Source organism: Camelimonas fluminis, from assembly GCF_014656355.1.
Classification (GTDB): Bacteria; Pseudomonadota; Alphaproteobacteria; order Rhizobiales; family Beijerinckiaceae; genus Camelimonas; species Camelimonas fluminis.
In genome coordinates this window covers 1-13,770 of sequence record NZ_BNCG01000020.1, presented here as the reverse complement: position 1 = coordinate 13,770, position 13,770 = coordinate 1, and the positions used below count along the sequence as shown (strand labels likewise).

The 13,770-nt window shown below is 64.3% G+C and carries 11 protein-coding genes and 3 pseudogenes; 2 read left to right on the top strand and 12 right to left on the bottom strand.

Translation table 11 applies throughout. The features are described 5' to 3' along the window. Positions 1-106: 106 nt before the first annotated feature. The 9 genes and pseudogenes from IE243_RS17005 to IE243_RS16965 all read right to left on the bottom strand — a co-directional run bounded on the left by IE243_RS17005 (position 107) and on the right by IE243_RS16965 (position 10,311). On the bottom strand, positions 107-1,720 hold the full coding sequence (locus IE243_RS17005; protein WP_308432069.1) for a long-chain-fatty-acid--CoA ligase: 1,614 nt from the start codon (positions 1,718-1,720) through the stop codon (positions 107-109). Between the two features lie 18 nt (positions 1,721-1,738). Further along, positions 1,739-2,884 (bottom strand): acyl-CoA dehydrogenase family protein, encoded by a 1,146-nt coding sequence (locus IE243_RS17000; protein ID WP_191320591.1) that lies wholly within the window; start codon positions 2,882-2,884, stop codon positions 1,739-1,741. 118 nt (positions 2,885-3,002) lie between these two features. Further along, positions 3,003-3,833, bottom strand: coding sequence for an SDR family NAD(P)-dependent oxidoreductase (locus tag IE243_RS16995; RefSeq protein WP_191320590.1), 831 nt, complete (start codon positions 3,831-3,833; stop codon positions 3,003-3,005). A 42-nt stretch (positions 3,834-3,875) separates the two neighbouring features. After that, positions 3,876-4,295, bottom strand: coding sequence for a MaoC family dehydratase (locus IE243_RS16990; protein ID WP_191320589.1), 420 nt, complete (start codon positions 4,293-4,295; stop codon positions 3,876-3,878). Positions 4,296-4,306: 11 nt separating this feature from the next. Next, positions 4,307-4,744 carry a MaoC family dehydratase N-terminal domain-containing protein gene (locus tag IE243_RS16985; protein ID WP_191320588.1) on the bottom strand — a complete coding sequence of 146 codons (438 nt, stop codon included), beginning with the start codon at positions 4,742-4,744 and terminating at the stop codon, positions 4,307-4,309. 73 nt (positions 4,745-4,817) lie between these two features. Further along, positions 4,818-4,979 (bottom strand): hypothetical protein, encoded by a 162-nt coding sequence (locus tag IE243_RS16980; RefSeq protein ID WP_191320587.1) that lies wholly within the window; start codon positions 4,977-4,979, stop codon positions 4,818-4,820. Between the two features lie 41 nt (positions 4,980-5,020). Further along, positions 5,021-6,208, bottom strand: coding sequence for a lipid-transfer protein (locus IE243_RS16975; RefSeq protein WP_191320586.1), 1,188 nt, complete (start codon positions 6,206-6,208; stop codon positions 5,021-5,023). Between the two features lie 189 nt (positions 6,209-6,397). Next, entirely contained in the window at positions 6,398-9,088 is a 2,691-nt protein-coding gene (locus IE243_RS16970) for a winged helix-turn-helix domain-containing protein (protein ID WP_191320585.1), read from the bottom strand. 317 nt (positions 9,089-9,405) lie between these two features. After that, positions 9,406-10,311: pseudogene (locus tag IE243_RS16965) on the bottom strand (LysR family transcriptional regulator). Between the two features lie 81 nt (positions 10,312-10,392). Between IE243_RS16965 and IE243_RS16960 the strand changes: the two are divergent. After that, complete coding sequence (locus tag IE243_RS16960) at positions 10,393-10,839, top strand: PACE efflux transporter (RefSeq protein ID WP_191320624.1); 447 nt, start codon at positions 10,393-10,395, stop codon at positions 10,837-10,839. A gap of 33 nt (positions 10,840-10,872) precedes the next feature. Here IE243_RS16960 and IE243_RS16955 read toward each other — a convergent pair whose 3' ends face one another. Next, complete coding sequence (locus IE243_RS16955; protein WP_244643238.1) at positions 10,873-12,378, bottom strand: carbohydrate porin; 1,506 nt, start codon at positions 12,376-12,378, stop codon at positions 10,873-10,875. A 145-nt stretch (positions 12,379-12,523) separates the two neighbouring features. Between IE243_RS16955 and IE243_RS16950 the strand changes: the two are divergent. After that, positions 12,524-12,634: pseudogene (locus tag IE243_RS16950) on the top strand (transposase); the annotation flags it as partial. Positions 12,635-12,790: 156 nt separating this feature from the next. Here IE243_RS16950 and IE243_RS16945 read toward each other — a convergent pair. Together IE243_RS16945 and IE243_RS16940 are read right to left on the bottom strand one after the other, a co-directional pair. After that, positions 12,791-12,934, bottom strand: a pseudogene (locus IE243_RS16945) (IS701 family transposase); the annotation flags it as partial. Further along, positions 12,868-13,350: a transposase family protein gene (locus IE243_RS16940; protein ID WP_244643237.1), complete on the bottom strand. Its 483-nt coding sequence runs from the start codon at positions 13,348-13,350 to the stop codon at positions 12,868-12,870. The gene IE243_RS16940 and the pseudogene IE243_RS16945, both read right to left, overlap by 67 nt. Between the last annotated feature and the right edge of the window lie 420 nt (positions 13,351-13,770).

Sequence of the window (13,770 nt, the reverse complement as noted above, 5' to 3'; positions counted from 1 at the left end):
GACGCACCCGCGACCTGCAAAATTCCACACCGCATGTCCTGGCGGAAGGCGCCCTGCGCGGTTCGGGCTCCGTTATCACCCGAAGCCAGACACGCCAGGTTTTGTATCAGGCGACGCCGCGCGCGCGCCCTTCCCAATATGGCTTGCGCAACTCCGTTTTCAGCACCTTGCCGATGCTGGACAGGGGCAGGGCATCGCGGAACTCCACGCTGCGCGGGCATTTGTAGCCGGCGATGCGGCTGCGGCAGTGCGCGACAATCTCTTCCTCGCCCATATCGGCGCCGGGCTTGAGCACGACCACCGCGTGAACCTGCTCGCCCCATTTTTCGCTGGGAACGCCGATGACGGCGATTTGCGCGATGGCCGGATGGCTGGCGATTGCGGTTTCCACCTCCGCCGAATAGACATTCTCGCCGCCGCTGACGATCATGTCCTTGAGCCGGTCGCAGACATAGACGAAACCGTCCGCAACCATGTAGCCGCCGTCTCCGGTGTGCATCCAGCCGTTGCGCAGGGCCTCGGCGGTTTCGGCCGGTTTGTTCAGATAGCCCATCATGACGTTGGGGCCACGCACCGTGATCTCGCCAACGGTTCCACGCGGAACCTCGTTGTCATCCGGATCAACGATGCGGACTTCCATGCAAAGCCCGGGTCGCCCGGCCGAATACATCTTTCCGGTTTTCTGATGTTCCTCCGAGTGCCAGTCGGGTCCCAGCGTGGTGGCGATGGGCGACAGCTCGGTCATGCCGTAACCCTGCATGAAACCCGCTGACGGGAAAGCGGCCCGGGCGCGGTCCAGCAACGCCGGGGTTATGGGCGAGGCCCCATAGGTGACGCTGCGCAGGGAGGTGAGATCAAGCGCTGCGGCGGCCGGGTCCCGGTCGCGCCAGTCCAGCACCATCTGGAGCATGGTCGGCGCCAGCATGATGTCCGTGACGTTGTCCCTTGCGATCGCCGCCAGGGTTTCGCCTGGCGTGAAGGCCGGCATCACGACATGACTGCCGCCGCTCAGGAAAAGGGCGCACATGCCGGCGTAGTCCGCCAGATGAAACATTGGCATGGCGTGGAGGAAGGTGGCGTCCCCGCCATAGCTGCCATTGTTGAGGGCGGCGAGCGTCGAGAAGGCGATGTTGTTATGGCTGAGCATGACCCCCTTGGGGAAGCCGGTCGTGCCGCCCGTGTAGAACACGCCAAGCAGCGCGTCGCCGCTACGGCGGGCGTCAGCCACAGGTTCGGCGGCGGCGATCAGGGCTTCGTAGCCGAGCATGCCGGGCGGGGTTTCGCCATCGCCGGCGTAGATGAGCGTGCGCACCGTGCGCGCCGCCTCGGCGACTTTCCGCCCCATGTCCGTGAAGGTGTCGTCGACGATCAGCACGGCGGGTTCGCAATCGTCCAGTGAGTAGACGATTTCCGCCTGGCTCCAGCGCGTGTTGACCGGCGCCAGCACGGCGTCGGCCCACGGAACGGCAAGATAATACTCGATATAACGCCGGGAATTCAGCGACAGCATCGCCACCCGGTCTCCGGAGGCGACGCCGACGCCCTTCAGCGCCGCCGCCAGCCGGGCGACGCGATCGCCCAACCGGGCGTAGGTCACGGCGCCGTCCGGCCCGCGTATGGCGACGACGTCAGGTTTGGCCTGTATCTGCCGGTGCAGGCCCTGGGTGATGTACATGCGCTCCTCCGGATTCTGGTTATTGAGTTCGCTATTGCAAGTCACCTGGCCGTCGCCGGAAGATCAGAGCGAGCGGCCCGCCAGTTCACGCTGGATTTCATTGGCGCCGCCATAAATGCGGGCGACGCGGGCGTCCGCCCACATGCGGGCGATCGGATATTCGTTCATGTAACCGTAGCCGCCGAAGAACTGGAGGCAGCGGTCGAGCACTTCGCTATTACGCTCAGTTAGCCAGAACTTTCCAAGAGAAGCGAGCGCTGAATCCAGTGTCCCGTCGACCCATTGCTGGATGATGTGGTCACAGAACGTGCGCGAGGCCAGGACAGTGGCCTTGACGTCGGCCAGGCTGAACCGGGTGTTCTGGAAATCCAGCACCGGTTTGCCGAAGACCTGCCGCTCGCGGGTGTATTCCAGGGTGAGAGCGAGAGCCCGCTCCATCTGGGCGGCGGCGGCGATGGCGATCTGGGCGCGCTCATAGGGCAGCTGCTTCATCAGCGTGAAGAAGCCCTGGCCTTCGACGCCGCCAAGCAGGCAATCGGCCGGAACCACAACGTCATCGAAGAACATTTCGGACGTATCCGACGATTGCAGGCCGACCTTGTCGAGGCAGCGGCCGCGCCGGAAGCCAGGCAGCTTCGTGTCGACCAGCAGTAGCGACACGCCGCGCGCGCCTGCGTTCTGGTCGGTCTTGGCGACCACAGCGACCATGTCGCTCAATTGCCCGTTGGTGATGAAGGTCTTGGCGCCGCTGACGACGTAATTGTCGCCGTCACGGACAGCCCGCGTGCGAACCGCCTGGAGATCGGAGCCCGTCCCCGGTTCGGTCATCGCCACCGAACAGATAACCTCGCCAGACGCGATCTTTGGCAGCCAGCGGCGCTTCTGCGCTTCGGTGCCGTCCGAGAGAATATAGTGGCCGACAATGTGATTGATGCCGAGGCCGAGACCCGAGACGCCGGCGTAGCTGAATTCGCTGATGAGGGCCGCCACATGCGCCGGCGTGCCGCCCGAACCGCCGTATTCTTCCGGAATGTCGGGAAGGATAAGGCCCATGTCGCCGCAGGCGCGCCATGACTCGCGGTCAGCCTGATGCTGCTGGCGCCACTGCTCCTCGCGCGGCGCGAGCGTATCGCGGGAGAAGCGCCGCACCTCGTTGGCGAACAGCTGGATGTCATCCGTCATCCATGGCGAGCGATAATTTTCCAGCATCTGGGTTCTCACGCGGTTTGTGCAAAGGGCCGCCCGATCCGGGCCGCCAGATCAGGGGGGCGGACAGGTCATTGGAGCGCCGGGCCTGGGGCTTCGTGAACCCAGACCCGGCCGTGTGTCAGAGGCTGCCGAAGCCGCCGCCGCAGACGACGGTCTGGCCGGAGACGTAGTTGGCCTCAGGCAGACAGAGCATGACCACCGAGCCGGCGGCCTCGTCCGGCGTGCCGGGACGGCCGAGCGGGATCACCGAGGCTGCGGCGTCGATCATCGACTGCTGGATGCCAACCTTGATCTCGCGACCTTCAATGTTGACGGTCTTGCTGGCGCCGCCGGCGAGAGCCTGGGTCAGACGGGTCTCGATGTGGCCGAAAGCCACCGCGTTGACGTTGACCTTCATGCGACCCCACTCGCGGGCGAGGGTCTTGGTCATGCCGATAATGCCGGCCTTCGCGGAGGAATAATTGGTCTGACCTGCGTTGCCGCCAGCGGCCACCGAGGAAATGTTGACCACCTTGCGGAAGACTTCACGTCCTTCAGACGCCTCTTTCTTGGCCTGGGCGCTGATGATCGGCTGCGCGGCGCGCAGGATGCGGAACGGCGCCGTCAGATGGCAGTCAATGATGGCGTACCACTGTTCATCGCTCATCTTCTGGATGACGTTGTCCCAGGTGTAGCCGGCGTTGTTGATGATGATGTCGATGGCGCCGTAATTTTCGATCGCGGTGCGGACGAACCGGTCAGCGAAGTCAACGGCGGTGACGCTGCCGACGCAGGCGACGGCTTCGCCGCCCTGGGCGCGGATCTCGCGGACGACTTCATCGGCCGGGGCGGCGTCGAGATCGTTCACCACCACTTTCGCGCCGTAGGCGGCGAGCTGGTGCGCCACGCTGCGGCCGATGCCGCGACCGGAGCCGGTGACAAGCGCGACTTTACCTTCAAGCTTTCTCATGACAAGTCTTTCAACGTCCAATGTATTTGGGATGGCGGCGGATCAGGGCAGGGCGACGATGGCTTCGCCGGCCAGCTTTTCCTCGCCGTACTGGTTGCTGCAGCGGATTTGCAGGCGGACGCGCTTTTCGCCGTCGGCCTCAAATTTCTCGACGATTTTCCCCGTGCAGGTCGGCACGTTGCCCAGTTGGGTGATGCCGGTGAAACGCATCGAGAAATTGCGGATCTGACGCTGCGGAACCCAGTTGGTCAGCAGACGGCCGAGATAAGCGGCCGACAGCATGCCGTGGGCGAACACGTCGGGCATGCGCGCCTTGCGGGCGAAATCCAGATCGATATGGATCGGGTTGTGATCGCCTGAGGCGCCGGCGTAGAGCGTGAGGGTGAAGCGGCTGACGGGCTTTTCCTTCAGCAGCGGAATTTCATCGCCGACATTGACGCTGGAATATTGAACCTGGGTCATGACGCGGCTCCTTAACGCTGCACGACGGCGCTGCGGACGTCAGCGATATGCTCGCCATCCTGATTGGTGACCCGGGTCTGGGTGACGACGAACTGGAGGGCGCCGCCCTTCTTCTCGTAAACATCGGCGACGGAGGTGCTGAAGGTCAGCACATCGCCGGCAACCGCGGGCTTGTGATAGTCGAACGCCTGTTCAGCATGCAGAATCCGGGCAACTTCAAAGCCATAGATCTTCAGCTGCTCTTCCAGATCGCGGCCTTCGCCGCCAAGGCACATCAGGAATGTCGGCGGAACGGGCAGGGATTTGTAGCCAGCCGCCTTCGCCGCCGCCTCGTCGGTGTAGACGGGATCTGTTTCGCCGATGGCTTTGGCGAAGAAACGCAGGCGACCTTTTTCGACCTCGACAGTCGTTTCGCCAAGCGAACGACCAATCAGACTTCTGTCGGGCAAATTATTTCCTCCAGATTATGAATAGCGATGGATTGATTTCGGATCAGGGGCGCGGATCCGCAACGACATTCCGTCAGACAAGCGGAATATCGCCTCTGTTCTTTTGAGCAGGCGCGGATTCGGCCAAGAGTTGGCGGCGGCGCTGAAGAAACAGCGCCAGACCAGACGCGCTCTCGAGCATTTTCGGCGGAAAATCCCTTATCCAAAAATGCCCCAGTTCTTTGAGTTGGCGCATTGTCTTCAGGGAAAGTGGTCTCCACTTTTCCTGACAATGCTCTAGTTGCGGCCGTACAGCGTGACGACGCAGGCGCCGCCAAGGCCAAGATTGTGCTGAAGCGCCATCGTCGCGCCCTCGACCTGGGTGGCCTGCGCGGCGCCGCGCAACTGGCGGGTCAGCTCGTAGCACTGGGCGAGGCCGGTGGCGCCAAGCGGGTGACCCTTCGAGAGCAGGCCGCCGGAAGGGTTGGTGACGACCTGGCCGCCATAGGTGTTGTCGCCATCCACCACGAACTTTTCCGCGCCGCCGACGCCGCAGAAGCCCAGCGCTTCATAGGTGAGCAACTCGTTGTGGGCGAAACAGTCGTGCATCTCGGCGACGCGGATATCGCGCGGGCCAACGCCGGCCTTCTCGTAGACCTCGTTCGCGGCGCGCTGCGCCATGTCGAAGCCGACCATCTGGATCATCGACGGCGGGTCAAAGGCGATCTGGCGGTCCGTCGTCATCGACTGGGCGAGAATGACCACGTCCGTGCGCAGGCCATGTTTGCGGGCGAAGCTTTCCGAAACCACCAGAGCGGCGGCCCCGCCGCAGGTGGGCGGACAGGCCATCAGGCGGGTCATCACGCCGGGCCAGATCACCTGGTCGTTCATGACGTCTTCCGTGGTGACGACCTTGCGGAAGATGGCCAGCGGGTTGTTGGCGGCGTGCCGGCTGGCCTTGGCGCGGATCGCCGCGAAGGTCTCCATCCGGGTGCCGTACTTCTGCATGTGCTCGCGGCCCGCGCCGCCGAACATCCGCAACGCCCCCGGGATGCCGCTGACGTCGCCTGTCAGTTCCGCGACGATCGGCGCGCCCTTGGCCATGGCCGGGGGGCGGTCATCCCAATGGGATTTGAGGGCGCCGGGCTGCATCTGCTCGAATCCCAGCGCCAGGGCGCAGTCCACGGCGCCGCTTTCAACCGCCTGGCGGGCAAGGAACAGTGCGCTCGAACCGGTGGAGCAGTTGTTGTTGACGTTGACGATTGGCACGCCGCTCAGGCCAACCTCATACAGCGCGGACTGGCCGCAGGTTGAATCACCGTACACGTAGCCGACAAAGGCCTGCTGGATCAGGTCGTAGCTGGCGCCGGCGTCCTTCAGGGCCTGGCGCACGGCTTCCGCGCCCATGTCCACATAGGAGCCGCTGGCCCCGGGCTTCGTGAACGGGATCATGCCGACGCCGGCAATGCAGGTTTTCTGTGTCATCGTGAACTCCTGGCCCGAAATGACCGCGCGGCGGAGGGGGCGCGGACGGTTCGTGGGCGCAGGGTCGTCAGTTCAGGGGGCGGTGTAACCTGCTCATGATGGGTGGGGTTGGCAGGGCGTTGGCCCCACCCAAAATGGGTGGGACGCCGAAACTGAAGGCGCCCCGGCAGGGCGCTGCCGCCGCCCGGGCTATTTTCCCCGCTCGCGGGCAACCAGGATCGCTTCGTAGCGGGTGGATACGCCGAGCTTCATGAAGATGTTGCGCAGGTTCCATTTGACCGTCTGGGCGCTGATATCCAGCGCCAGGGCGATCCGCTTGTTGGGCATCGCCTGGACAAGCAGGGCGAGGATCTGCTCCTCGCGCGGGGTCAGGGCGGCGCCGTTCCTGCCCTCCTTGTCCGGACGCTCAGGCGTCGCCGTGGACGCATCCCTTCCAGCGCCCATGAACGGCCGTGCGAGCAACTGGCGCCGGTACGCCTGCAACGCCCGGTCGCCTGGCGTGGGCAGGCTGGCGAGAAGCTGGCGCAGCGGCTCGCCCTCATCAAGAAGCGTTCGGACAAGGCCCAGTTCATACCCGCGCCCCAGGGCCTCGGTCAGGCTGGCGGCGGCTTCATCCCCACGCCCCAGATCAGCGAGCGTCAGCGCGCGGACGATGCGGACCGTGACGGCCAGTTGCCCACGCCGCAGCCGGCCGGCCACCGCGTCCACCGCGTCGAGCGCATTCAGGGCCGCGTCTGCTTCGCCGCGCGACCGCGCCAGGCGCGCCCGGGAAAGCGCCACGATGGCCTGGATCTCCAGGTCGTTCACCTGGTCGCCCATATGGCGGCCGCCCAGCTCCTCCAGCTCCTGAAGCAGCGCGCCGGCCCCGCGCCAGTCACCCGCGCGCCAGACCTCGCCATCCAGTTCAAACCGCAGTTGATCGGCGATCATCAGCGCCACGCCGCGCTCCAGGCCGCGTGCGCGAAAGTGTTCCGCCCTGGCGGCGAGATAGCTCGCGGCTATGGCGGGTGAGTCGTGAATGGCCTGCAGCCGCGCCACGCACAGCGCCGCGGCGGTGGCGCAGGCCGGAACGGAAAACCGCAGCATGTCCATGCGTTGCGCCAGCAACTCGCCGGCTCCGGTCGTGTCGTCGAATTCGTACGCGATTTCGGCCATTGTCGCCGCGATCATGCAGGCGCTGAGCGAGCGCGGGCCATGGGCGGTTTCGGCCAGGGCGAGCAGGGGCCCCGCCAGGCGCTGGGCCTCCAGGAAATTCCCCTGGATCAGTTCCGCCATCACCGCCGCGTTGCGCGCGATCAGCGACGGTTCGTGATTGTCGCGGGTGGTGATGTTTCGGGCTTCTGCCCGCGCTTCGGCATAGTGGCCCTGGCGCGCCAGAAGGCCAATCACCAGGCCAAGCCGGATATGCTCCAGCTGCGCGTTGGCCAGGCGGCTGGCCATGAGGGGCGTGATCGCGGCCCGGCACGCCTCCGCATCATCGCGCTGGACGGCAATCATGCCCCTGGCGAGGATAATGTGCGCGCGGTGCCTGTCGCTGGCGCCGCCGGCTTCCAGCCGGGCGATGAGGCCTGCCGCCTGATCTGGCCGGGCGGTGAGGGCATAGGCCCACGCGCCGAGGACAGCCAGCTTGGGACGCTGGCTGACGAGGGCGACGGGCAGGCCTTCTATCCAGCGCGTGAAGACGCCGATTTCGTTGAGGTTCCGGGTTGGACGGAGCGTGCGCTCCATGACGTTGATCGCGAGATCGAAGTCTTCACTGGGCAGCGCATGCCGGAATGCCTCGGTGACCAGGTTTTCCCGGGCGAACCATTCCGCCGCCCGGCGGTGCAACACGCGGATCTCCACGTCGCTCTGGCCGAGCTTGCCGTTGAGGTATTCGATGAACATGGGATGCAGCCGGTACCATTGGTGGCGCCCCTCCAGATCAACAGGCTGCAAAAACAGATTGAGGCCAGCGATCGTGGCGAGCATGTCCGCCGCGTTGGCGGCGCCGGTGACATGGGCGGCCAGTTCCGCGTTGAAGCGCCGCAAAATCGACAGCTTCTGCAGAAAGCCCATCAGGCCTTCCGGAAAGCCGGCGAGCACGTCTTCGGTCAGGTAGGCGTTGAGGTCGTCGCTGTTGGGCAGCGCGCCACCCCAGCCGATGCGACGGCGATGGCCGGTTTTCAGCGCAATCGCCGTCAGTTGGAGGCCGATCGGCCACCCATCGGTCTGCGCGTGTATGCCGTGCGCCGTGTCCAGATCAATGTGTGGATCAAGGTTGGACCTGAGAAACGCCAGCGACTCGCGGAAACTGAAAGCCAGATCGACGGCGGCGATCTCGCACAGGTCGCCCATGGCGCGCAGTCGCCCCAGTTGCAGCCCGGGCGCGGTTCGGGAGGCGATGATGGCGTGCAGATTGACCGGGCCGCCTTCCACGAGCATTTGCACCAGCTGCTCGATGCGCGGGTCGCCCGTGTGCTGAAAGTCATCAACCAGCAGAAACATCTCGGCGTCGTTGCGCGCGAACGCATTGATCAACGCGGCCGCCACGGATCTCAGCTCGTCGTCGCCATCCGCCTCGGCGGGCATCGGCAATTCGTCTTCCGGAAGCAGGCCCGCCTGCTGCAGGCCGCCAGTCAGGCTGGCGCAGAACGCCGGAAAGCTTCGCTCGTCGGTTGATAGTGAAATCCACAGCACCGAGGCGTCGTGGCGCAGCAGTTCAAGCCGGATCTGGGCCAGCAGGGTTGTTTTGCCAAATCCCGCTCCACCGGTGACCAGCGTGAGCCGGCTGTGCTGCGCCCTGCCAAGCAGCGAGGACAGCGCTTCCCGCGCTACCGGGTGCAGGGGCAGCCGCGGTGGGGCAAATTTCGTGCTCACCAGCAATGGCGTCGACGTCATCGTTCCAGGACCCCATTCCCTTGGCGCCCCATTCTCCTGGAACCCCATTCCCTGGCGCGCCACGCATCTGGAGCCCGCGCCCGCCAGGGCGGACCAGATGTCCTTGGCTCCCGAAATTGCCGGACGCCCCTGGGCCGGTGGCCTGCGCGCCCGCTATCGCGTCCGGATGCCGGGATCCCGACTTCCCCGGATACGCCGGGATGATTCATGGCTTTCCGGCCGGGCGCAACCAGGCGGTCGCCAAATGCGGATTTTTTGCGTGGGTCCATATGTGTGGGACCGTCGGCGATCCCCTCCGGTCGTCGGGCCTGTTTGGGTCAAGCGCCCGGATGGTCCGGCGTTGCGCCAAGTTTCATCGTCGTCAGACGTCGTCGCAGCCATTCCGCCGCCGGGCCGGAAGGCTTCTGCTTGTGCCAGACGACTTCCAGCGCCACCGGCCATTCGCCTTCGTCAAACTCCAGTTCGGGTATCGCCAGCTCGCTCGCGACCGGCGAGCTTTCGACAATATGCGCAGGGACCAGCGCCCAGCCGACGCCGTGGCGCAGGATCTGCATGATTACCCAGTGGCTTTCGACCCACCAGACCTCGGCCGCGACGCGCAGTCTGTGGCGTTCGGCGCTTTCGTTGCGCACGGTGACCATCAACTGGCGGTGGCGTTTCAGATCTTCCCAATCAACCCGCGTCTGCGCCAGCGGATGGCCCTTGCCACAGACCAGCTTCAGCGGCGCCCAGCCGATGGTTTTGAAACCAAGCTCAGGCGGCAGGTTCTCCTGCCGCCACATGACGCCGATCTGGGCCTTGCCATCCAGCACCAGACGACTGACGTCCTCCATGATGGGGAACAGCAACTCCAGCTCCACATGAGGAAAATGCCTGGCGAATCCGGCGCATAATTCACCGACCATGGTCTCGGGTTAAAGTTCGTCGATCGCAACGACCAGCCGCTTCTCGACGCGCGCCTCAAAGCTGCGGGCGACTCCGATAAAATGTTCGCGCCGGTCGAGGATGATTTTCGCCTCCGGAAGCAGCCGTGCGCCCGCCCCGGTGAGAACTGGGGTTCTGCCGGCGCGACTGAACAGCGGCGTTCCCAGATCCTCCTCCAGATTGGCGATGTGGGTGCTGACCGCCGATTGCGCCTTTCCCAGCATCCGCGCCGCGCCGGAGAAGGAGCCTGCGCTGGCGGCGGCCACGAAGGCCTCCAGCTGTTCCATGGAAACGGACATCTATCTGCTTTTCAGATGTTATCTAACTTTTCTCCTATGGAATATCAGATAGAACCGCGTGGACAAACACGAAAGGGCTTGATGATGACGCGTTCCTTCTCCGACCGGGTTTGGCACGCGCTGCTGTTTGAAGTGATTGGCCTGGCGATTTTCATGCCAGGGGCCGCATGGCTGTTTAACCAGCCGGTCAGCCATATGGGCGTTGTCGGCGTCGTCTCGGCGACGGTCGCGACCGTGTGGAACTTTGTCTACAATTTGGGTTTTGATCACGCGATGATCCGGCTTGCCGGCAGCCCCGCCAAGACGCTGTGGATTCGCGTAGCGCACGCAATCCTGTTCGAGGCTGGCCTTGTGCTGCTCCTCGTCCCGGTCATCGCCTGGTATCTCGGCATTTCCCTCTGGACGGCCCTCGTCATGGATGTGGCGATCGTGACCTTTTACTTGGTCCACGCATTTGTGTTCAATCTTGCCTATGACCGGATTTTCCCGATCCCGACTGGCGCGCCAGTCATGCCTGCGCATGGCTGACCCTGCGCGTTGCCTCCAGACCTGGCTGTCGGGTCAGTAGCGGATCGCGGCGCGCAGCCCAAAGATTGCTGCGTTCCTGATCCGCGCGCCGGTCGGGTTGCGTGGGTTGGCGACGCCCCCTCCCGGTCGGAACACATACTGGAAGTCCGGTTGCACGGTGACGCCGGGCGCCAGCACGGCCTGATAGGTGAATTCCAGCACGGCCTCGCTACTGCGCCGGGGGCCGGCCTGCCGGGACAACAGGATCGCATCCGTGTCCAGGTCGCGCGCATCGCGGGAAATCCGGGCGAAAGCGAAACCCACGCCCACCGTGTCGTCAGACCGCCCGCGCAACAGACCCTTGTAGCTTACGCCGGCGTCGACATAGAGGTCGACCAGATTGCGATCGGACGGTGAAACCGCAACCCGCACGAACGCCGAGGCGCCGTCATTTGGGTCGCGGGCCTCACGATAGATCGTCTGGTCGATCATGGCGTAGACGCCGCTATCGCCGCGCCGGGCGCGCGCTGGTCCGACGTCAGCCGGGGCGCCCAACAGCAGCATTCCGGGCTCGCCGGGGCACAAATCATTGAACCGGCCGAAATGCGTCCAGCCGCCCACCGTCACGGTTCCGGGCTTGACCTTGTCCTGGCCCCCCAGGCCATAAGCGTAAGCCGCTTCAGCGATGATGAGAGCCGGATCACCGATCCGGAAGTTCGTTCCCGTGCGGTTGAGGCGCTGCGGGTCGGCGTTCAGTCGACTGACGCCCGCCGGGTCGCCATTGAACAGGCCGATCTGGAGAGAGAAGTTCTTGTCTGGCGTATATTTGGCCCGCACGCCTGGGGTGGCCAGGGGGTAGGCCGGTCCGCCGGCTGGCAGGTTCGCGGCCAGGATTCCCGGCCAGCCGAAGGTCCCGTTGACGAACAGCGTGCCGGTCTGGCTCACGGCGAACTCGGTGTCGGCGGCGAGTTGTCCGACGCGAATGCTCAGGGTGTCGCTGAAGAATTTCTGCTCGAACCAGAGTTCGTAGAGCCGGGTCGACGGAAGGGCTTCGACGCCGCTGACCGTGAGCATGTTGCCGACGTAATAACGCGACAGGCCTGTTCCGTGAATCTGGTAGAGGTTGGCGTGGATGCTGGCTCCGCGCCAGCCCAGCAGCTTTTCGAGATCCGCGTCAGCCTGGACGTCGAGACGGCCATCATATACGCCGCCGCGCCGCATGCCGCCGGAGGCGGCGCCCAGGACCTCGCCAATATAGGTGAAGCTGTAGCTGATCCCGTGTTTCAGGAGGTAGGCGCGCATGCCGCCCGGATCGCCTCGCCGGCCAAAAAGCTCCTGAATGGAGGTGGTCAGATTGGCGGAAGGTTTTGCTGACGCCTCAGGTTGGGCGACAGCGGTCTGTGGATCGCCGCCGGCGCCCTCGGGATTGTCAACGAATGGCGTTTCCGCTGCGATGCGTCGCGCCTCAGCCGGCGAAGGACCCGCTGTCTGCGCGCCCACCGGCTGAATGGCCGCCAGAACGCCGATCCAAAAGACAGTCAGGGACCTTACCCACGTCACGTTAAACTCTCCGGGTTGTGCTCCCGCTGCCTTGAAACCTAGCTGTACCACACTCCCGTGACATGTCCGCGCAATCCCTTCGAGCCTGTTTGGAAATTCGGACTTTGAGAACCCGTTTGAGCGGTAGTTATGATTCAATCTCTGAATGTGGACGCCAGAGCAGCGAGGCCGAATGGCCGAGATCGCCCGGAAGACGAAGCGCTATCCGTCTGACCTGACAGACGAGGAATGGGAGCGGCTAGCGCCGCTGATGCCTAACATTACAGTTGTGATTTTGATTTGATATGCGCTTGCTGTGCGGCGGCTTGATGGGCGCGTCGCCAAAGCGACCATGCGATGATGCAGGCGGGTTCGATCCGTCTTCGGGCAAGCTTGGTGGCGATGCGCCGGATTTCCTGTACCGACCAGCGGATTAGTTCCTGGTAGCTGGCGTCCGCGTTTTTTTGGGGAGCGTCATGTCATTGGCGCGGTAGCGTATTGCCGGCGGCATCATCGCGAAGGCCAGCATGACAAGCGAGACATGCCGGTTCCAGCCATGCCATGAGCGGGTTTCGTTCCGGCGCCATAAGGCGATTGGCAAATGCTGCGGCAGGTCGGCCGCCGAGCGCCAGGCAGATGGTGAACGATTATCTCCAGCCGCTGGGTGCGCCGACCATGGCGGGCCAGCACGTTGTCGCCGAACTGCTCGCAAAAGATCAGCCGGCCACACAGGACAGCATCGCACCAGAAACGACGCGCCATGATCGTCAGCATCACCCGCCGGCCGCCCAGAGGCAGGTCGGCCGGCCGCCGTGCGTATCGGCTCTGAACCCGGCGGCTTTGCCGCCCGCAATCTGGGCAGGTTCCTGAAATCTGACGCGATCGTAACAGAATTTCTACCGCACCCCCGACAACCTCACCCCCATCTTCGACGAAGCCCTCCGGAGCGAGGCTCGCGCGCTGAAATTGATTTCGTATCCGCTGATCCTCCACTGAACCAGAAAAAGCGTCACAGTCAACAGCAGCAAATGTGACTCAGAGCCACTTCTCAGCGGAAATCAACACTCAGAGCCCAACCCGAAAAGAGTTGAGCGGTTTCAGCCGGTTGTGTTTCCTTCAGGTTTGCGAGACCTGACGGAGACCACGTTGGCCTGGACCGAAACCGCCCAGCGCGACGGATGCTCGGCCTCATGATCCAGCACCATCCGCACCGCCCGCGCGCACCTCAGGCGAGAACGTGTTCGTCGTCTTGCTCGTCATCGCTCCACCTTCTCAGGAGTTGGAGCCTCCGACAAACCCGGCGCGGTTCATTGCTTGGCTCGGCCGCGACTCAATTCGATCAAATGCGGGGACTAATACCAAGGCCTTCTGCCCCTGACTCATGCAGGGTTTTGTTGGGAGCGCGGACGTGAT